Annotated in this window: 16 protein-coding genes; 9 read left to right on the top strand and 7 right to left on the bottom strand. The window is 67.3% G+C overall.

The window, feature by feature from the left end; all coding sequences use genetic code 11:
• Positions 1-2: 2 nt before the first annotated feature.
• Both ACWF4Z_RS18935 and ACWF4Z_RS18930 read left to right on the top strand, forming a co-directional pair.
• Positions 3-1244 carry an MFS transporter gene (locus ACWF4Z_RS18935; RefSeq protein WP_452244370.1) on the top strand — a complete coding sequence of 414 codons (1242 nt, stop codon included), beginning with the start codon at positions 3-5 and terminating at the stop codon, positions 1242-1244.
• Entirely contained in the window at positions 1241-1717 is a 477-nt protein-coding gene (locus tag ACWF4Z_RS18930; RefSeq protein WP_452244369.1) for a winged helix-turn-helix transcriptional regulator, read from the top strand. Before ACWF4Z_RS18935 ends, ACWF4Z_RS18930 begins: the two co-directional genes overlap by 4 nt.
• A 3-nt stretch (positions 1718-1720) precedes the next feature.
• Here ACWF4Z_RS18930 and ACWF4Z_RS18925 read toward each other — a convergent pair whose 3' ends face one another.
• Positions 1721-2500: a class I SAM-dependent methyltransferase gene (locus ACWF4Z_RS18925; protein WP_452244368.1), complete on the bottom strand. Its 780-nt coding sequence runs from the start codon at positions 2498-2500 to the stop codon at positions 1721-1723.
• A 132-nt stretch (positions 2501-2632) separates the two neighbouring features.
• Here ACWF4Z_RS18925 and ACWF4Z_RS18920 point away from each other — a divergent pair, with 132 nt between their 5' ends.
• The 5 genes from ACWF4Z_RS18920 (at position 2633) to ACWF4Z_RS18900 (ending at position 10465) form a co-directional block, all read left to right on the top strand.
• Positions 2633-3886, top strand: a complete 1254-nt coding sequence (locus ACWF4Z_RS18920; RefSeq protein WP_452244367.1) for an MFS transporter — start codon at positions 2633-2635, stop codon at positions 3884-3886.
• 168 nt (positions 3887-4054) lie between these two features.
• On the top strand, positions 4055-5383 hold the full coding sequence (locus ACWF4Z_RS18915) for a diguanylate cyclase (RefSeq protein ID WP_452244366.1): 1329 nt from the start codon (positions 4055-4057) through the stop codon (positions 5381-5383).
• A 98-nt stretch (positions 5384-5481) separates the two neighbouring features.
• A complete protein-coding gene (locus tag ACWF4Z_RS18910; RefSeq protein WP_452244365.1) occupies positions 5482-7236 on the top strand; it encodes a chitinase in 1755 nt (584 codons plus the stop codon).
• 101 nt (positions 7237-7337) lie between these two features.
• A complete protein-coding gene (locus ACWF4Z_RS18905) occupies positions 7338-8999 on the top strand; it encodes an FAD-dependent oxidoreductase (RefSeq protein ID WP_452244364.1) in 1662 nt (553 codons plus the stop codon).
• The gene (locus tag ACWF4Z_RS18900) at positions 8999-10465 is read left to right on the top strand and encodes an ATP-binding protein (RefSeq protein ID WP_452244363.1); all 1467 of its coding nucleotides are present in this window, start codon (positions 8999-9001) and stop codon (positions 10463-10465) included. Before ACWF4Z_RS18905 ends, ACWF4Z_RS18900 begins: the two co-directional genes overlap by 1 nt.
• 120 nt (positions 10466-10585) lie before the next feature.
• On the opposite strand, the gene ACWF4Z_RS18895 is transcribed toward ACWF4Z_RS18900, so the two are convergent.
• Complete coding sequence (locus ACWF4Z_RS18895) at positions 10586-11518, bottom strand: sugar kinase (RefSeq protein ID WP_452244362.1); 933 nt, start codon at positions 11516-11518, stop codon at positions 10586-10588.
• A 148-nt stretch (positions 11519-11666) separates the two neighbouring features.
• Positions 11667-12287 (bottom strand): bifunctional 4-hydroxy-2-oxoglutarate aldolase/2-dehydro-3-deoxy-phosphogluconate aldolase, encoded by a 621-nt coding sequence (locus tag ACWF4Z_RS18890; protein ID WP_452244361.1) that lies wholly within the window; start codon positions 12285-12287, stop codon positions 11667-11669.
• Between the two features lie 147 nt (positions 12288-12434).
• On the opposite strand from ACWF4Z_RS18890, the gene ACWF4Z_RS18885 reads away from it, so the two are divergent.
• Positions 12435-14234 carry an exo-alpha-sialidase gene (locus ACWF4Z_RS18885; RefSeq protein ID WP_452244360.1) on the top strand — a complete coding sequence of 600 codons (1800 nt, stop codon included), beginning with the start codon at positions 12435-12437 and terminating at the stop codon, positions 14232-14234.
• 2 nt (positions 14235-14236) lie between these two features.
• On the opposite strand, the gene ACWF4Z_RS18880 is transcribed toward ACWF4Z_RS18885, so the two are convergent.
• Genes ACWF4Z_RS18880 through ACWF4Z_RS18865 form a run of 4 tightly spaced genes read right to left on the bottom strand, consistent with a single transcriptional unit; the run spans position 14237 to position 17647 of the window.
• Positions 14237-15040: a hypothetical protein gene (locus ACWF4Z_RS18880; protein ID WP_452244359.1), complete on the bottom strand. Its 804-nt coding sequence runs from the start codon at positions 15038-15040 to the stop codon at positions 14237-14239.
• On the bottom strand, positions 15034-16179 hold the full coding sequence (dgoD, locus tag ACWF4Z_RS18875) for a galactonate dehydratase (protein WP_452244358.1): 1146 nt from the start codon (positions 16177-16179) through the stop codon (positions 15034-15036). Before dgoD ends, ACWF4Z_RS18880 begins: the two co-directional genes overlap by 7 nt.
• Positions 16176-16928 (bottom strand): FadR/GntR family transcriptional regulator, encoded by a 753-nt coding sequence (locus ACWF4Z_RS18870; protein WP_452244357.1) that lies wholly within the window; start codon positions 16926-16928, stop codon positions 16176-16178. Before ACWF4Z_RS18870 ends, dgoD begins: the two co-directional genes overlap by 4 nt.
• Complete coding sequence (locus tag ACWF4Z_RS18865; RefSeq protein ID WP_452244356.1) at positions 16925-17647, bottom strand: SDR family NAD(P)-dependent oxidoreductase; 723 nt, start codon at positions 17645-17647, stop codon at positions 16925-16927. The genes ACWF4Z_RS18870 and ACWF4Z_RS18865 overlap by 4 nt, the downstream gene beginning before the upstream one ends.
• 231 nt (positions 17648-17878) lie before the next feature.
• On the opposite strand from ACWF4Z_RS18865, the gene ACWF4Z_RS18860 reads away from it, so the two are divergent.
• On the top strand, positions 17879-19177 hold the full coding sequence (locus ACWF4Z_RS18860) for an ABC transporter substrate-binding protein (RefSeq protein ID WP_452244355.1): 1299 nt from the start codon (positions 17879-17881) through the stop codon (positions 19175-19177).
• Positions 19178-19231 lie beyond the last annotated feature (54 nt).

Below are 19231 nucleotides of genomic sequence, written 5' to 3'. Positions count from 1 at the left end.
GCATGACCTCCGCTCTCGAATTGCCCGTCACGACCGCCGTCCGTCCCCTGAGCCGTAGGGCGAGTTTCTGGACCGCCGCCGCGGTCGCGGGCATCAGCCTGTGGACCAGCGCTGCCCCGACAACGACGTACCCGCTCTACGCCTCGACCTGGCAGCTCACTCCCACTGCGACGACCGCGATCTTCGCCGTCTATCCGGTCGTGCTCGTCGTCTTCCTGCTGCTCTTCGGACAGCTCTCCGACTACATCGGCCGGCGCACCACGATGCTCTACGGCGTCGGTGCCATGCTGGCCGGCGTCCTGCTGTTCGCCATCGCGCCGTCGGTCGGCTGGGTCTACGCCGGGCGGGTGCTGATGGGCGCGGGCGTTGGTCTGGCGCTGACCCCGGCAACAGCCGCGGTGGTGGAGTTCAGTGCGCGTGGCAAGGCGGCACGCGCCTCGTCCATCACCACTGCTGCGACTGCGGCCGGTCTGTCGCTCGCAACGATCGTCGGCGGCGGACTGATCGAATACGGACCCGCTCCGCTCCACCTGGACTTCTGGGTGCTGCTCGCGGTGATCGTCGGAGTCTTCGGCCTGGTCTGGCGGATGCCGCGGCACACCAAGGACGAGAGCCGTGGCCCGTGGCGGCCGCGTCCGATCGCCGTACCGAAAGGCATTCGCGTTCTCTACCTGGCTTCTGCGGCCGCAGTGACGGTGGCGTACTCGTTCGGCTCGGTCTTTCTGGCGCTCGGCGCCCAGATCGCCCGTCAGCTGATCAGGACGGAGAACATCTTTGTCATCGGTCTGGTGCTGGCGATCATGTCGGTGACGATCGGTGTCTCCGCAATCGTCGGCCGTCGCTTCCCTGCGGCCCGGCTGGTGGCTGTGGGAGCCGTAGCCACCTTGGTTGACCTGTCGCTGCTCGAGGCCTCGGCCAGAACGCATTCGCTGCCGTTGTTCATGGTCACGACCGTGCTGGGTGGTGTCAGCTACGGACTGCTGTTCTCTGGCGGGCTGGGACTGATCAGCACGCACGCCCCCGCTCACCATCGCGGTGGCACGGTCGCGGCCGTCTACCTCGTTGCCTATGTCTTCCAGGGTGCGATCGCGCTGACACTCGGACTGGTCGCAACAGCCTCCGGACTCGGTACGGCGTTGCTCCTGGGTGTGATCGTGATCGGTAGCCTGGCGCTGCTCGTGATCGCGGCCGTAGGAGCCTTGGCGGCCCGCAACCGCAGCCAGTTGGTGGAGGAGGTGCAATGACCACACGAACGGCGACCCGGCCGAACTGCTCGATCGCCCGGACGCTGGAGTTGGTGGGCGACCGGTGGAGCTTTCTGATCCTGCGTGATGCGCACCTCGGGACGACCCGGTTCGCCGACTTCCGCGACTACCTGCGCATCGCACCGAACATCCTGACGAACCGGCTGACCGCGCTGATCGAGGCCGGCCTGCTGGAGAAACGCGAGTACCACGACGACGGGCAGCGGACGAGGTCGTCGTACCACCTGACGCCGGCCGGTGCGGACCTGAAGCTTGTGCTGGCGTCACTGCAACAGTGGGGTGATGTGCACGTGCCGCGTGCGGACGGGCCGACCGTGGTCCGGCGCAACACCGTGTCCGGGGAGCTCGTCGACGTCGGTTTCGTCGACAAGGCCGGCCGGGAGGTGCCCGATGAGGACGTGGTCTTCGAGCCCGTTGCGGGTAGCCCAGCGGACCGAAGCCTGTGGCGTTAAGCCTCAGCGCGTGGCTGTGGCCAGCAGGTACTGCGCAGGAAGGCGGACCTCGCCGGTCGCGGACCCGAAGTTGTCGGTGAGCACTGTGACGACGCGGCTGCGCACCTCGTCCAGTCGACCGGCCTTCTCCAGCAGGGGAGTCGTTGCGACCCCCAGCGGGTGCGTGGCGATACGCGTCTCCCAGTACTCGTCGGGGGAGGCCGCGGTAAAGATGATGTCCTTGGTGACGGCGGACACCTCGAAGCCGTGCTCACCAAAGAGCTCAGCGAGCACCTTGGGGTCGTGCCAGTCGATCTGACCCGCCATGCCCGCAACAGTCCCGGTGATCTCGCGGACCGTGGTGGCGACGGTGCCGACCACCTGGTCCAGAGCGCCAGGCAGCCAACTGGTCAGCAGGATCCGGCTGTGCGGCTTCGCGACCCGCGACAGCTCGGCGATCGCTGCGCCCGGGTCCGGCGCGAAGATGACGGCGAAGTTGGACAGGATCACGTCTGCCGACGCGTCGGCGAGCGGCAGGTCCGCGGCGGTCCCGTCGACCACTGTCAGATCCCGCTCACCGGACGCCTCCTCGATGACCTCACGTAGCCGAGCCGCCGGCTCGACCGCAGTCACCCGCGCGCCCAGGTCCGCGGCGACCAGCGCAACGTTCCCCGTCCCGGCGCCGACGTCCACGACATGCTCACCAGGCTGGATCTTCGCCGCCTCCACCAGCTCCCGCGCTGCCGGCAGCAAATCCCCAGCGGTCGACTCATACCGCCCCGCACCCCAGTCGATCCCAGTCATGCCTCACACGGTAGCCGGGTGCGGCCCGCCATCGACCGACTGATCGTGCAGTCGTTAGTGCAGGCCTCGAACGGATAACGGCGCACCGGCACTGCAAGCAGTCTGCTGGGGACCGTGAGTAGCTTGGACTGCATGCCCCGCCCCGGCCGGCCTGATCCAGGCGAGCGTTCCGCTACGTACGCACAGGTCTTTGCCGTAGTCGAGTTCCGCTGGCTCTGGGCGGCGCTGGTCGGATCGGTGATCGGCGACCAGCTCGCTCGGGTCGCGCTGTCGGTGCTGGTCTTCGACCGCACCGGCTCGGCCGGTTTGTCCGCACTGACCTACGCGCTGACACTGCTGCCCGACATCGTCAGTGGACCGCTGCTCGGCGGGCTGGCCGATCGGTTTCCGCGTCGGCGGATCATGGTCGGCTGCGATGCCGCGCGAGCGATTCTGGTGGCAGGGATGGCGATTCCGGGCGCACCGCTCTGGATCCTGTGCGTGCTGCTGGTCGTGGTGCAACTGCTCGCGGCGCCGTTCCAGTCGGCCCGTTCGGCGTTCATGGCGACGATGATGACCGGCGACACCTACCGGTCTGCTGTCGGCCTGTCGTCTGTCACCGCCCAGTCCGCACAACTCGTCGGATTCGTGACCGGCGGCGCCATTGTCGCCTTCCTCGGCTCGAGTCAAGCGTTGGCTCTCAACGCGGTGTCGTTCGCGGTCTCGGCCGTCCTGCTGCGGTTCGGCCTGCAGGATCGCCCTGTCCCCACCGGCGATGATCCGGCGGCCAAACCGAGCTGGTGGGGTTCGCTGTCGGCGGGCGCCAGGCTTGTCTGGGGTGATCGGAGGCTGCGGTACCTGACCGCTCTCGTCTGCGTGCCGGGTTTCTACATCACGGTCGAAGGCCTCGCGACTCCCTACGCGGCCTCGGTCGGCGGCGGGCCGATCGCGGCCGGCATCTTGTTCGCGGCCAATCCGGCCGGGCAGGTCGTGGGGATCTTGCTGGCGTCCCGGATCGCGCCGGCCAGGCGCCTGGCATTGATGGGGCCGCTGGCGGTCGGGAGCTGCGGGGTGCTGATCGCCTGCGTTCTGCAACCCGGGCTCTGGGTGACCGTCGTGCTCTGGGCGTTGTCGGGGGCGTGTGCCTCGTACCTGCCCACAGCGCAGGCCACGTTCGTCCAGGAGATTCCTGACGCGCAGCGGGGCCAGGTCATCGGCCTGGCCCGCACTGCGCTGATTGTTGCTCAGGGGATGGGGATTCTGGTCGCCGGGACGGCAGCAGACCATTGGCAGCCGGCCATGGTCGTGGCCGCTGCGGGCGTCCTCGGCGTCGCCTTCGCGATCGGCGCCGCCCGGGGGTACCAGCACGCTGAGCGTGCTGTTCGACCAGGGAGGGCTGATGGCTGAGGCGAAGCGCAGAGTCGAGACCGGATCACGGCCAGTCGTTGGTCCGCATCGCGACGCACCTCCTCCCGAACTCCGGCTCGCCTGTCACCGTCCCGCCAACGCAGTGACATTGCGTGATCCTGCGTTTACTCTGGCTGTTGAGGACAAGTGGGGCTGGGGGAAACGGTAATGCTGAGTATCCGCCATTGGAGGCCGCGGCGCAGGCGTCGTCGCGAGACCGATACCGTCGCGAGCGCGTTGTCGCCTCGCCGTTGGGCGCTGTGGTCCGCGCCTTCGACGGTGATCGGGTACGTCATCGCCGTCGACGTGCTCGCACTCGCCGTACTGGGTGCGTCGTTCGTCGGAGTCGAGATCGCAGGCGGCGACTGGATCCGCTTCGCCGTTCTCGCGGTCGGTTCGGCCATCCACATCGAGGCCGGTCGCGAGATCGAGCGACTCAGATGGTCTGCCGCCGAGGGCGCCACCTACGCCAACCTGAAGACGGTCTGGATCTTCGCCGCCATCCTGATCCTGCCGGCGCCACTGGCGATCGCGATCATCGTGCTGAGCTTTGTGCACTCCGGCTCGCGGCTGCGGCGCAGCGCACCACACCGCAACATCTTCTCCGCCTCGACCGTGATCCTGGGCTCGGCGGTGGCCGTGATGTGCCTACGGACGATCAACCCGCACAACGATCCCGGGTACGCCGGTGGGCTCGTGGGGCTGGTCGCGGTGACCGTTGCCGCGATGGCCTACTGGCTGATCAACTTCGCGCTCGTGGTCGGCGCCGTACTGCTGTCCAACCCCGAGGCCACCGCACGCAAGGCTCTTGGGCAGCTGTCGGACCAGTTCATCGTGGCCGGCGCCGTAGGGCTCGGCGTGACCACCGCGGTCCTGCTCGTCTACCAGCCGTGGCTCACTGCTGCGTTGTTGGTGACCGTCCTCGGGCTGCACCGTGCGCTGTTGGTGGGACAGTTCCAGTTCGCCGCACGCACGGACCCGAACACCGGCGTGGCGAATGCCGTGTTCTGGCACGAGATCGCGACCAAAGAGCTCGAACGGTCGCAGAACAACAACACTCCGCTCGGTGTGCTCTACCTGGACCTCGATCACTTCAAGGTCGTCAACGACACCCATGGCCACCTCGCGGGCGACGAAGTCCTGAAGGAGATCGCCGCCGAGCTCAAGCGTGAGGTTCGCACCGACGACCTGGTCGGACGGCTGGGTGGCGAGGAGTTCGCGATCCTGCTCCCGAACACGAGCCCCGACGACACCGCGCAGACGGCCGAGCGGATCCGTCGTCGGATCGCGAATCTCGTCGTCAGCGCCACCACGCTCCGCGGTCCGGCCGCGATCGACGGCCTGACCTGCTCCATCGGTACGGCGACGTATCCACTCGTCGGCCACAGCCTCGACGCCCTGCTGCTGGCGGCCGATTCCGCGACGTACGCGGCCAAGGAGTCGGGGCGGAACCAGGTTGTCACCGCGCCGGTCGCCGGCGGCGGTCCGGTCGACTGAGGTCGGGATCCGGACAGCGTCGGGTTTCCGACGGCCGTGACGCATTGACCCTTCAGTTATGGAGCGTCTCTACTCAATGGACCTTCTGAGGAGGCTCCATGCGTGCACGGTGGCTGGCTGTTGTCGTCGGGGTTCTGTTCGCGGGCATGACGGTGCCGGCGCAGGCCGCGAACGTTCTGACCAATCCTGGGTTCGAGAGCGGTTCGCTGAGTGGATGGACCTGCTCTGGCGGGTCTGTGGTGACCACTCCGGTGCGGAGCGGGAGTTATGCACTGAACGGCGGAGTGACGAGCTCCGACTATGCACAGTGCAGTCAGACGGTCGCGGTGCAGCCGAATACCGCGTACAGCTTGTCGGCGTGGGTGCGCGGGTCTTACGTCTACCTCGGAGTCACCGGGGGAGCGTCTACGTGGACGCCGTCGGCGGCTAGCTACACCCAGCTGAGTCTGTCGTTCACCACTGCGGCCGGTCAGACATCGGCCCAGATCTACGTACATGGCTGGTACGGGCAACCGGCGTACCAGGCGGACGACATCAGTCTCGATGGGCCTGGCGGCACACCGGGTGTACCTAGCGTTCCAGGTCCGCCGACAGTCTCCGGTACGACGAACTCCGCGATCTCGCTGAGCTGGCCGGCCTCCACGGGCACAGTCACCGGCTACCGCGTGTACGAGGGGTCGAGCGTCGTACAGACGGTCTCTGGTACGACGGCGACCGTCAGCGGGCTCGCGGCGTGTAGCAGTCACACCTACTCGGTGGCGGCGTACAACAGCGTTGGTGAGTCGGCCAGGTCAGCGTCTACCTCCGGTACGACGGGAGGCTGCACGAGCACCGGATTGCCGAAGCACGCGCTCATCGGCTACCTGCATGCGAGTTTCGCGAACGGATCCGGATACGTGCGGATGGCCGACGTACCGGCCGAGTGGAACCTCATCAACCTGTCGTTCGGCGAACCGACCAGCGTCACCTCGGGGGACATCCGGTTCAACCGTTGTTCGGTGAGCGAGTGTCCGAACGTGGAGAGCGATGCGGACTTTATCGCGGCGATCCGGGCCAAACAAGCCGCCGGCAAGAAGGTGCTGATCTCGATCGGCGGTGCGAACGGTCAGGTGCAGCTCACGACCACAGCGGCCAGGGACACCTTTGTCAGCTCGGTCAGCGCGATCATCGACCGGTACGGACTGGACGGGCTCGACATCGATTTCGAGGGGCACTCGCTGTACCTGAACGCCGGTGACTCCGACTTCCGCAACCCGACCACACCGGTGATCGTGAACCTGATTTCGGCCCTGAAGACGCTGAAGGCGAAGTACGGCGCGAAGTTCGTGCTGACGATGGCGCCGGAGACGTTCTTCGTCCAGGTCGGCTACCAGTTCTACGGCGGCACCAGTGGGGGCGACAACCGGACCGGGTCGTATCTGCCGGTGATTCACGCGATGCGGGACGCCCTGACGGTTCTGCACGTCCAGGACTACAACTCTGGTCCCGTGATGGGGCTGGACAACCAGTACCACACCATGGGCGGCGCAGACTTCCACATTGCGATGACCGACATGGTCAAGGCCGGATTCCCGGTGGCGAACACCGGTCAGACGTTCCCGGGGCTCCGGGACGACCAGATCGGGTTCGGGCTACCGGCGGCGGTCAGCGCGGGGAACGGCTACACCGCCCCAGCAGCCGTTCATCAAGCGCTGGACTGCCTCGTGAAGGGCCAGAACTGCGGTGGTTACAGCCTCCGGGGCGGTACGTCCCCGGCGTTCCGTGGGCTGATGACGTGGTCGATCAACTGGGACCGGTACTACAACTGGGAGTTCCAGAACAGCCACGCACCCTACCTCGCGGCCCTTCCCTGACGGACCGTCCGCGGGCACCACAGGGCCCGCGGACGGCCCACAGATTCGGCCCAAGGATGAACGGATCCCGTTTTGTGGCCGAGCGCTGGTATGAAGGAGGCATGACAGCGTCAACAACCCGCCCGGTGATCCTCACCGTGGACGACGACCCAGGTGTCTCTCGGTCGATCGCTCGTGACCTCCGGCGCCGGTACGGCGAGGAGAACCGCATCGTCCGGGCGGAGACCCCTGCCCAGGCGTTGGACGCTCTGAAAGAGCTGAAGCTCCGCGGTGAGCCGGTGGCACTGCTGCTGGCCGACTACCGGATGCCCCAGATGTCCGGCATCGATTTCCTCGAGGCCGCGATGGACCTGTTCCCGCTGGCCCGCCGGGTCCTGCTGACCGCGTACGCCGACACCGATGCCGCGATCCAGGCCATCAACGTCGTCGACCTCGACCACTACCTGCTGAAGCCGTGGAACCCACCGGAGGAGAAGCTCTACCCGGTGGTCGACGCGATGCTCGAGCTGTGGAAGGAGACCCCGGAATCGTCCACCGACGAGACCCGGGTGATCGGCCACCGCTGGTCGGCACCGTCGTTCGCGGCCCGTGACTTCCTCGCCCGCAACGCCGTGCCGTACCGCTGGCTCAGTGTGGACGACGACGAGAGCAAGCGACTCCTCGAGGCGGCCGAGATCGACGGATCGACGCTACCGGTGGTCATCACTCCGGATGGCACCGTCATGGTCGCGCCGTCCGAGGCAGAGCTTGCCGACAAGGTTGGACTGTCTACGTCACCCGCCAAGGAGTTCTACGACCTCGTGGTGGTCGGCGGCGGCCCGGCCGGGCTCGGTGCGGCGGTGTACGGCGCCAGCGAGGGTCTCCGGACTGTGCTGGTCGAGCAGCTCGCGACCGGTGGCCAGGCCGGTCAGTCCAGCCGCATCGAGAACTACCTGGGCTTTCCTGACGGAGTGTCCGGCGCACAGTTGACGGACCGGGCCCGGCGACAGGCAATCCGGTTCGGGGCAGAGCTCCTGACCGCTCGCCAGGTAGTCGGGCTGGACACCCTCGGATCCGCTCAGCGGCTGAGGTTCTCGGACGGTAGCGAGATCTCGTCGCACTCGGTGATCCTGGCGACCGGCGTCTCGTACCGGACTCTCGAAGCGCCCGGTGTGGACGATCTGTGTGGGCGTGGCATCTACTACGGCTCTGCCACGACCGAAGGCCCGGCCTGCGCCGGTCAGGAGGTCTACATCATCGGTGGCGCCAACTCCGCGGGTCAGGCTGCGGTCTACTTCTCCAGGCATGCCAAGCGTGTGCATATGCTGGTCAGAGGACCATCGCTCACGGCGACGATGTCGTCGTACCTGATCAATCAGATCGACGACGTCGACAACATCGAAGTGCACACCTGCACGCAGGTCGTTTCCTGCAAGGGCTCGGAGCACCTCGAGCGGGTGACCCTGCAGAACAGCACGACCGGCGAGAGTCGCGAGGTGGACACGGAGTGGATGTTCGTGTTCATCGGTGCGGCGCCCCGGACGGACTGGCTGCCGGGTGACCTGCTGCGCGACGAGCGCGGATTCGTACTCACGGGACCGGACCTGCACGGCAAGCCGCCGGGCTGGGCCCTGGACCGGGAGCCGTACCACCTGGAGACGAGCATGCCCGGCGTGTTCGCGGCCGGGGACGTACGCGCGGAGTCGGTGAAGCGGGTCGCCTCCGCGGTCGGCGACGGAGCGATGGCCGTGACACTGGTGCACCGATACCTGGAGATGCTCTGATGACCAACCAGACAGTAGAGCCGCGGCGGCTGAGCGCGGACGAGCTGCGCACGCTGTTCCTGTTCGAGAGTCTGAACGACGAGCAGTTGCAGTGGCTCTCCGAGGCGGGGCGCGTCGAGACCGTCAACGAGGGGACCGTCTTCAACGAGGGCGACGAGGCGACCTGTTGCTACGTCCTGCTGTCGGGCGGGATCCGGCTGTGCAAGCTGTCGCACGGTGAGTTGGTCGAGATCAACCGCACCACCCAGCGCGGGGTCTACTCCGGGGCGTTCAACGCCTTCTTCGGCGCCTCGGACCACAAGTCCTACACGGCGACGATGCAAGTGACCCAGCCGTCGGAGTTCTACCTCATCGCCGCGGACACGATGGCCACGATGATGAACACCTGGTTCCCGATGGCGGTGCATCTCATCGAGGGCTTTGTGATGGGCCTGCGCCGTACCAGCGAGACCATCGGCGAGCGCGAGCGGCTGCTTGCCCTCGGCTCGTTGTCGGCCGGCCTGACGCACGAGCTGAACAACCCGGCCGCGGCGGCGGTCCGGGCCGCGGCGACGCTGCGGCAGCGGGTCGCCGGCATGCGGTCGAAGCTGGCGATGCTCGCCGACGGCACGCTGGACGCGACCAAGCTGCACCAGATCGTCGCGCTGCAGGACGATGCGGTCGAGCGGTTGGAGAAGAACAAGGACAAGGACATTCCGCCGATGGAGTTGTCCGACGCCGAGGACACTCTGACCGACTGGCTCGACGACCACGGGGTCCAGGCGAGCTGGGACGTGGCCCCGGTCCTGGCCGCCGCCGGGCTCGACGTCGAGTGGATGGAGAACGTCCGGCACGCGGTCGGTCCGACGTACCTCGAAGGCGCGGTGCGCTGGCTGATGTACACGATCGACACCGAGTCCTTGATGAACGAGATCGACGATTCGGTCACGCGCATCTCGACGCTGGTCGGTGCGGCCAAGCAGTACTCCCAGATCGACAGGGCGCCGTACCAGACCGTCGATCTGCGTGAGCTGCTGAAGTCCACGCTGGTGATGATGTCGGGCAAGCTGCAAGGCTTCGAGGTGGTGAAGGACTTCGATCCCGAGCTGCCGCCGATCCCCGCGTACGCCGCAGAGCTCAACCAGGTGTGGACCAACATCATCGACAACGCGGTCAGCGCGATGGGTGACTCGGGCACGCTGACGATCCGGACCAGGAAGGACGGCGCCTACGCGGTCGTCGAGATCGGCGACACCGGTCCCGGCATCCCCGAGGAGATCCGCCGGCGGATCTTCGAGCCTTTCTTCACCACCAAGCCGATCGGCGAAGGGACCGGTCTCGGCCTGGACATCTCCTGGCGCATCGTGGTGAAGAAGCATCACGGCGACCTCCGGGTGGACTCGGAGCCGGGCCGGACGGTCTTCAAGATCGTCCTGCCGCTGGACCCGGAGAAGGAGCTCGAGTCCGACCCGGCGTTACTGTCGTAAGAGCCAGTCGACGCGTGCAGGTCGACAGGTAGTAGTGCTGCTTCGGGCGTCGGTTGGCGGCGAACTGCGCTTGGCCGAAGCTATACGTAGACGACTACGTCCTGTTGTGCTGCACGGCGGTCAGCGGAGCGCCGTGCCCTGGGTGTGGTTGAGGAGGCCGAGGTCGGTGCGGGTGGGGAGGGACTCCCAGTCGCCCAATGCTGTGACGCAGAAGGCGCCGGAGGTGGTGGCTCGGTCGAGGCGGGCTTCGGGGGAGAGGTTGTCGAGGGTGGCGGAGAGGTAGCCGGAGACGAAGGCGTCGCCGGCGCCGATACTGTCGATGACCGTCACTGGGAGGGCTGGGCGGTGGATGGTGCCGTCGGCTGAGTGGGCCCACGCGCCTTTGCCGCCGGCGGTGACGATGACGTGGTCGACGTTCGTCAGGAGGTCGGCGACGGGGTCGGGAGCGTCGGTGAGGAGGTCGAGTTCGTCGTCCGATGCGAACACGGTGTGGATGTGGGGGAGGAGCTCGCGGAGAGCCGCCGCAGCGGCGGCGCGAGACCAGAGGCGCGCGCGGTAGTTGACGTCGAGTGAGACGTGGACGCCTGCCGCAGAGGCTTTGCGTACGGCGGCAACCGTCGCGGCGCGCGCGGTGTCCGACAAGGCCGGCGTAATGCCCGTGACGTGGAGCAGGCGTGGTTGGGTTGCGTCGAGTGCGGCGGTGGTTTCGTCGGCGGTGAGGGTTGAGCCGGCGGAGCCGCGACGGTGGTAGCTGACGCGGGTGATGTCGTGCGACGGCTGGTCGAACGCGATGAATCCGGTGAACGAGTCGTCCGAGAATCGCATCCAGGTGGTGTCGACGTTCTCGGCCCGTAGGGTCCGCTGGATCAGACGGCCGGGCTCATCGTTGCCCACGGCACCTAACCAGGCGGCGTCATGCCCGAGCCGCGCCACCCCGATCGCCACGTTGCTCTCCGATCCAGCGATCGACAGATGAGCCTCCCCACCAAGACGCATCGGCCGCCCCGTCCGCACCGAAACCATAGTCTCGCCAACCGTCAACAAATCACTCATCACGTACTCCGGGAGTTCTGTGGGTGGTGCCGGGTTCGGCCGTCCTGGATGCGGCCGGTCGGGTTGTCCGGGCCGAGGCCGCGCCGGCCGGAAAGACTGTTGGGCGTTTGGCCGATCCAGCAGTGCGTGGCGGAGGTACCTGCGGTTGTTAGATGCCTAGGGCTGTGCGGAAATTGGTGGCTCTGGTGGTTAGGGCTTTGAGGGGGCCGCCGGTGCCGGCGTTGCCTAGGAGGGGGGAGCCGACGCCTACTGCGGCGGCGCCGGCGGCTAGGTATTCGGGGGCGGTGGTGGCGTCCACGCCGCCGACGGCGATGAGGGGGGCGTCGGGGAAGGGGGCGCGGAGTTCGCGGAAGTAGCTGGGGCCGTAGACCTTGGCGGGGAAGATTTTCACTGCGGTGGCGCCTAGGGCCAGGGCACCTACGACCTCGGTGGGGGTGAGGGCTCCGCAGAGGAGTGGTAGGCCTAGTTGGACGCTGCGGCGGGCGCCGTCGGTGATGGCGGGGGTGACGATGAAGCCGGCGCGGGCGGCGGCGACCTCGTCGGCCTGGGCCGGGGTGATGACGGTGCCCGCGCCGATCAGGATGCTCGGGTCGTACTCGGCGCGCGCCTTGGCGATCGCGTCGACGCCGCCCGGTGTCGTCAGCGACACCTCGAGCGCCGTGATCCCGGCGTCCACCAGCGTGCGGATGCACTCGAGGGCACGGTCCGGTCCGTCGGCGCGGATGATGGCGAGCACCTTGCGGTGCCGCAGTTCGGCAAGCAGATCCATGAGTTCCTCCTCAGGTCTCAACCTAGTGGATCGATCTAGACATAGGACGTCCGATGAGCTCTGGTCGAGACGCCGAATGTGTGGCTAAATAACAAAGTAAGCAACCGCCCCGTTGTTTACTTACCAGTTGTCTGGAGGCATCCGCCCATGCCCAAACGCCTTCCCCTCCTCCTCGCGTTCACCCTGGCTGCAGCAACGGCCGGGCTGAGCATCCCGCCCACACCCGCCCAAGCCGCGGTCACCCAAACAGTGCTCTTCGACAAGGGTGACGCCGGCTACGGCTGCTACCGCATCCCGGCCATCGTGAGGACCACAGCAGGCACCCTGCTCGCCTTTGCCGAAGCGCGCCGCACGTGGTGCGCGGACTCTCAGGAGATCGACCTCGTACTGCGTCGCTCCGAGGATGACGGCCGCACCTGGTCGGCCGCCACGACAGTTCTCTCCGGAACCGACAGCGACCCGAATGCGGTCGCGACCCGCGGTAATCCCACTCCGATCGTTGACGCTCAGACCGGGCGAATCGTCCTGTTGACCACCATGGACCCGGGGACGTCGAGCACCCCGAGGACGCCGTACGTGCAATTCAGTGACGACGACGGCAAGACCTGGAGCAAGGCCAAGAACCTCGGCAGCCAGATCGACGATCCGTCCTGGGGCTGGTACGCGACCGGTCCCGTGCACGGCATCCAACTGACCCGCGGCGCACACGCCGGTCGGCTGGTCGCCGGGACCAACTACGGCTCCGGCGCTCAGAACGGTGCCCAGCTTGTCTACAGCGATGACCATGGAGTCACGTGGCACAAGGGTGCGACGGACCTCAGGTCGGACGCCACCCCGCAGGAGATCAGCGTCGTCGAGAAGGTTGACGGCGGCATCTATGCCGGTGCCCGCAACAATGCCGGTGGCGCCGGCGCCAGCCGGATGGCCGCGGTCAGCAACGATGGCGGCGAGACGTACGCGGCGCCCTTCGCGACCGTCGCCGGACTGACGACGCCGACCGTGCAAGGCTCGCTGCAGCGCTTGCGTGCCGTCGACCAGGGCGACAAGTACAACCGGATCCTGTTCGCCGCCCCGGCCGATCCGGAACGGCGCCGATACCTGACGATCCGGTCCAGCTTCGACGAAGGCAAGACCTGGCAGACAGTTGCCCAGGGCACCAGAATCACCAGCGACTGGTCCGGGTACTCCGACCTGGCGATCCTCGACACCGGCGAGATCGGCCTGCTGTACGAAGGCGGTTCGGTCGACGCCCGCGACCAGATCCGGTTCGCCCGCTTCACCGAGACCGACATCGGTCATCCGGACGCGCCGCTCGGCCCAACCACTCCCGACGTCTCCGGCCTCGGCAACAACAGCTACCTCCGCGGCGGTACGACGTCGGTGGCCGGCAAGTTCGGTCAGGCCCGCGACCTGGACGGCGTCGACGACGCGATCCAGTTGCCGTACGCCGAATCGCTCGCGGTCGGAGCGGGTGACTTCACCGCGATGGCCTGGATCAAGTACGGCGCGAGCACGACACCCCAGGCGATCTTCTGGGGGTACAACATCAACGAATTCTCGCAGTTCTGGCTGCGCGCCGAGCCCGCCGACAATCGGATCCGCGGACTGATCACCACCGGCGGCAACACCGCGGCCGTCCAGACCACCAAGTCCTACAACGACAACGCGTGGCATCACGTTGCCCTGCAACGCAAAACCGGAACCCTCTCGATCTGGGTCGACGGCGTCCAAGCCGCCAGTGTCACCGCACCGGCCGGATCCGTGAGCCCGGGTCGCCCCTTCACGATGTACGTCGGCCAACGGCTCGACGGCGCGCATCACTTCGACGGCTCGCTGGACGAGGTCCGCCTGTACAAGCGCGCCCTCACCTCGACCGAGCTCAACAGCATCCGCACCACCAACAGCACAGCCGTGCCGAACGTCGTCCTCGATCTGCCGCTCGGCTGACATCACACTGGCCTGGCGGAGATGGACAGCCGCCAGGCCAGTTCACCACTCGCGGGCACGACGGCAGCATCATCAGGACCAGCCTCCGCGAGGTCGAACACCCGCCCGAGCATCGGCTCGACCCCAAGACTCCGGTACGGCGTCTCGTCCGGAAAGCCGCCCTGATTCCGCCACAACGCGGTGGACACTGGTTGCCCAGGGCAACTCAACGTCATCGTCAGCTCAGCAGTGCGATCATGCACCGAGACCGTTGGGCAGTCCACCAAGATCGACCCGGCCGCGGTCCCGTCCGACTCGCCGTACACCGACAGATCCAGCGGAGTGGGCCAACCGGTTGTCACCCAGGGTGCGCCCTCGGGCCAGGACCACGGAAGCAGAGCTGCTGCTTCCGGATACACCCTGCACTCGGTCCCTGTCGGTGCGGAGATGACTGCTCCGACAGCACAGTCGAGCAATGCGTGGGACGCCCAGATGAACCGGAATCCCGGCTTTGCCTCCAAGTGGTAATCGACGACCAGAGTGTCATCCCCGGCGGTGAAAGCGCGGGTCAGCACGGCGCCGTCGTACTCGACCGAACTGTCCCACGGCTGATTCCACAGCCCGCCGTGATCCGGCGTACCGCGGACCGTCGGGAAGCACTCGTCCAACCCGCCGGCATCGGTGAACGCCGAGTCGCCGGTGCGTGGACCGGTGAGCAGACCAGGTCCGGCCCAGAGCCATTCGCGGCCGGCCAACCACAGCGATGTCCAGCGGCCGCCGTCGGCGGGGTCGATCGCGACCTGGCGGCCGGCTGCCGAGGTCACCATTCGGCGAAGGAGCCGTCTTCGTGGGTCCACACCGGGTTCCGCCAGGCGTGGCCGGTCTTGTCGGCGGCGCGGACGGCGTCCTCGTCGACCGTGATTCCCAAGCCTGGCAGGGGATTCCATTCGGCGTGCCCGTTGACCCAGGTGAACGGAGTCGGATCGGTCACGTACGACGTCAAGTCGCTCGCCAGGTTGTAGTGGATCCCGCGGCTCTGCTCCTGGATGAGGAAATTCGGCGTCGCGAACGACACTTGCAGACTCGCGGCCAAAGAGATCGGGCCGAGCGGGCAATGCGGCGCCAGCATCGCGCCATGTGTGTCGGCGAGTACGGCGATCCGCCGCAGCTCGGAGATCCCGCCGGCGTGGGACACATCAGGCTGTACGACGGCGACACCCGCGCTCAGCGGGCTCACGAACTCCGCTCGGTGATAAAGCCGCTCACCCAAGGCAACCGGAACGGTCGATGTGGCAACAACATCGGCCAGATGCGCCATGTGCTCCGGCAACACCGGCTCCTCGACGAACAACGGTTGCAGCTCCTCGACCGCATGCAAGATCCGCCGCGCACCCGCGACCCCAACCCGGCCGTGCAGATCGATGGCGACGTCCCGCGAGTCGCCCAGGACAGATCGCGCGGCACCCAGCCGGGCGACGATGTCGTTGATCTCGGCAACCGATGGCGAGGTCTGGATCCGGCCACTGCCGTTCATCTTCACCGCGGTCATCCCGGCCTCGACCTGCTCGGCCACCGAGTCCGCGATCTCGGACGGCTCGTCGCCGCCGACCCACGCGTACACCCGAACGCGATCGCGGACCCGGCCACCCAGCAGCGACGACACCGGAGCGCCGTACACCTTGCCGGCGATGTCCCACAGCGCATGGTCGAGCCCGGCGACCGCGCTGCTCAGCACCGGACCGCCACGGTAGAAGCCGCCCTTGGTGAGCACCTGCCAGTGCCGCTCGATCTGTAGCGGGTCCTGGCCGATGAGGTACTCGGAGAGCACGTCGATGGCGGCCCGGACGACCTCGGCGCGACCCTCGACCACGGGCTCACCCCAGCCGACGACGCCGTCGCTCGTCTCGATCCGGCAGAACAGCCACCGCGGCGGGACCAGGAACGTCTCGATCCGCTCGATCTTCACTTCCGCCGCCCTTTAGGCGAACGGCGGGACGACGATCCGCGGACCTCGGTGAGGTCCTCGGCCGCCTTCGCCAGCAGCTCGCGCATCGCGAGCTCGGCCGCCTCCGGATCGTGCGCGCGGACGGCGTCGACCACGCGCCGGTGGCTCGGGACCGGATCGTCGGACGGCTTCACCTTGTGCACGAGCCGATCGCGATCGGCGAGGCCGGTCTCCATGATCACTTCCATCTTTGTCAGCAGTTCGTTGCCCGTTGCCGCCAGCAACGCCTTGTGGAAGGCGAGATCCGCGTCGACCGCGGCCAGATCATTGGTTGCCGACGACATCGACTCCAGCGCGACCTCGAGCGCCTGCACATGGGCGTCCGAGGCCCGGACCGCCGCGAGCCGGGCCGCGGCGGGCTCGACGATGCCGCGGACCTCATGCAGTTCCTCGAGCAGCTCCGGGCGTACGTCGTCGTCGAAGTGCCAGCGGATCATGTCCGCGTCGAGCAGGTTCCAGTCCGAGCGGGGCCGGACGAACGTGCCGCGCTTCTGCCGCGCGTCGACGAGCCCCTTCGCGGTCAGCACCTTCAAGGCCTCGCGAACCGCGGTCAGGCTGACGCCGAGGTCGGCCTGCAGATCCGGCACGTTGATGGTCGCGCCCTCCGGGATCTGCCCGGACAGGATGCGCTGCGCCATCACCGCCACGATCTGGCCGTGCAGGCCCCGCGTCACACCGCGCTGAATCCCCGTCACACCGCTCTCCCTCATGCAGAGTCCTTCGCCGCGGACCATCCGCCGTCGACCACCAGGCTGGCGGCGGTCACGTACGAGGCCTCCGCCGACAACAGGAACGCGACCGCCTGAGCCACCTCGTCCGGCTGCCCGAGCCGGCCGATCGCGGTCGCCCGCGCGCTGCGCTCGAGATCCTCAGGACCGTAGCGATCCCAGGCGGCGGTCTGGATCGGGCCCGGAAGCACCGAGTTGACCCGGATCGAACCGCCGTACTCGACGCCCAGCTCGCGCGCGAGCGCGACCAGCGCACCCTTGCTCGCCGCGTACGCGGCGTGTCCGGGGATCCCGGCGAGAGCGTGCACGGACGAGATCAGTACGACGGATCCCTCCCGCGCGGCGAGATCGTCGTGCAGGGCATGGAAGCCGAGGAAGGCTGCGGTCAGGTTGACGTCGAGCTGGCGCCGCCAGGACTCCGGTGTCAGCTCGTGCGCCGGCCGTACGTCGGAGATGTAGGCGTTGCTCACGAATCCGTCGATCGGCCCGAGCTCGTCCCGGCCCCGCGACAGCACCTCGGCCCAGGTATCCGGCGCCGACACATCACCCAGCACGGCGATGGTTCGGCCGGGCTGCTCGGGACACGGATGGATGTCCACCTGCACCACCGACGCGCCTTCGTCGAGGCAGCGCTGGACACAGGCAGCACCGATCCCCGACGCGGCCCCGGTCACCACGATCACCCGCCCAGCCAGCCGCACCCGCGCCTCCTTCGACCCTGCCCTACCCAACCACGCAGGCAGGCTCGTTCCAACGATGAACGAGGCACCAGTTGACCGTGACGGCGGTGTCACGTCAAGCGATTTGCTCGTAATTTACGAATTAATATTGACACTTGCGGCGGACCGCCGCAAGATCGTCGGCAACAAGGACCACTCACTCGACTGGCATGGCAGGACACCATGCGGGCGAGGCGATCTCAGGAGTTGGGCATGACGGGTCTGGCAGCAGATCGACGGACTTTCCTCAAGGGGCTCGGACTGCTCGGGGCGGCGACCCTCGTGCCCGGGTGTGCGACCTCGACCAAGAGCCCAGGAGCAGGCACAGCCGGAGGTGGTAGCGCGGCCACTGGTGAGCTCTCGCTGCAGTCGAACCTCTCCAGTGAACAGGCGAAGGCCGCGATGGAGAATCTCGTTGCCGCGTACAACAAGACCGGTGGATCCCAGGTCAAGTTGAACACGGTCGCGGCGGAGATCTTCCGGACCCAGCTTCCGACGTACCTGACCTCGGCGAACCCGCCGGACGTCTACACCTGGTACGCCGGCTCGGTCGCGGACTCGTACGCGAAGAAGGACCTGCTGCTCGATGTCTCGAGCGTGTGGGACAGCATGACGAACTACCCGAAGTCGATGCAGACACTGTCGACCAGCAGCGCCGGGCAGAAGATCTTCGTGCCGACCAGCTACTACTGGTGGGGCATGTTCTACCGCAAGTCGAACTTCGCGAAGTGGGGCGTGACCCCGCCGAAGACGTGGGACGAGTTCATCGCGGTGTGCAAGACGATCCAGGGCAAGGGCGTGCCGCCGATCGGGATCGGTCTCGGCGACACTCCGTGGGTCGCGTCGGCGTGGTTCGACTACCTGAACATCCGGATCAACGGTGCGCCGTTCCATCGGCAATTGCTGGCCGGGCAGGGGGACTTCACCGATCCGAAGGTGAAGGCGGTCTTCACCAAGTGGCGTGAGGCGCTGCCGTACTTCGACCCGAAGGGCAAGTCGTTCCCGTTCCAGGAGGCGACGTCGGCGCTGCTGGGTGGGAAGACCGGGATGTTCCTGATCGGGACGTTCTTCGCGGATTCGGCGCCCAAGGATGCGCTGGACGACATCGACTTCTTCCAGTTCCCGATCATCGATCCCGCCGTACCGGTTGCCGAGGAGGCGCCGACGGACGGGTACTTCGCGTCGAAGAAGGCGAAGGATCCTGAGGGTGTCAAGAAGTTCATGACGTGGCTGGCGACGCCGGAGGCGCAGGAGCTCTACGTCGCGAGCTCTTCCGGTACGGCGATTCCCGCGAACCCGGACGGGAAGTCGGCGGACACCGCGCTGGTGAAGAAGGGCAAGGCGATGATCGAGAGCGCGGCGGAGCTGACGCAGTTCTTCAACCGCGACTCCAGCGACGCGCTTCAGCCCACCGCCGACGCCGCCCTCACCAAGTTCCTCGACAAGCCGGACCAGATCGACCAGATCCTCAAGGACTGGCAAGCCGCCGCCTCAAAGGTCTTCAAGGCGTGACTTCCACCGCACCCCGCGTGTCCCGCCTGCGGCAGGACCCGCGGGAAGGAACGA

This window comes from Kribbella sp. NPDC055071, from assembly GCF_053608045.1.
The sequence above is the reverse complement of the archived record's forward strand: the minus strand, read 5'-3'. Positions and strand labels throughout refer to the sequence as shown.

What these genes read in the sequence shown, in the direction of transcription:
- ACWF4Z_RS18935 (WP_452244370.1), top strand. Translation starts at nt 3, where the DNA reads ATGACCTCCGCTCTCGAATTGCCCGTCACGACCGCCGTCCGTCCCCTG.
- ACWF4Z_RS18930 (WP_452244369.1), top strand. Translation starts at nt 1,241, where the DNA reads ATGACCACACGAACGGCGACCCGGCCGAACTGCTCGATCGCCCGGACG.
- ACWF4Z_RS18925 (WP_452244368.1), bottom strand. Translation starts at nt 2,500, where the DNA reads ATGACTGGGATCGACTGGGGTGCGGGGCGGTATGAGTCGACCGCTGGG.
- ACWF4Z_RS18920 (WP_452244367.1), top strand. Translation starts at nt 2,633, where the DNA reads ATGCCCCGCCCCGGCCGGCCTGATCCAGGCGAGCGTTCCGCTACGTAC.
- ACWF4Z_RS18915 (WP_452244366.1), top strand. Translation starts at nt 4,055, where the DNA reads ATGCTGAGTATCCGCCATTGGAGGCCGCGGCGCAGGCGTCGTCGCGAG.
- ACWF4Z_RS18910 (WP_452244365.1), top strand. Translation starts at nt 5,482, where the DNA reads ATGCGTGCACGGTGGCTGGCTGTTGTCGTCGGGGTTCTGTTCGCGGGC.
- ACWF4Z_RS18905 (WP_452244364.1), top strand. Translation starts at nt 7,338, where the DNA reads ATGACAGCGTCAACAACCCGCCCGGTGATCCTCACCGTGGACGACGAC.
- ACWF4Z_RS18900 (WP_452244363.1), top strand. Translation starts at nt 8,999, where the DNA reads ATGACCAACCAGACAGTAGAGCCGCGGCGGCTGAGCGCGGACGAGCTG.
- ACWF4Z_RS18895 (WP_452244362.1), bottom strand. Translation starts at nt 11,518, where the DNA reads ATGAGTGATTTGTTGACGGTTGGCGAGACTATGGTTTCGGTGCGGACG.
- ACWF4Z_RS18890 (WP_452244361.1), bottom strand. Translation starts at nt 12,287, where the DNA reads ATGGATCTGCTTGCCGAACTGCGGCACCGCAAGGTGCTCGCCATCATC.
- ACWF4Z_RS18885 (WP_452244360.1), top strand. Translation starts at nt 12,435, where the DNA reads ATGCCCAAACGCCTTCCCCTCCTCCTCGCGTTCACCCTGGCTGCAGCA.
- ACWF4Z_RS18880 (WP_452244359.1), bottom strand. Translation starts at nt 15,040, where the DNA reads ATGGTGACCTCGGCAGCCGGCCGCCAGGTCGCGATCGACCCCGCCGAC.
- ACWF4Z_RS18870 (WP_452244357.1), bottom strand. Translation starts at nt 16,928, where the DNA reads ATGAGGGAGAGCGGTGTGACGGGGATTCAGCGCGGTGTGACGCGGGGC.
- ACWF4Z_RS18860 (WP_452244355.1), top strand. Translation starts at nt 17,879, where the DNA reads ATGACGGGTCTGGCAGCAGATCGACGGACTTTCCTCAAGGGGCTCGGA.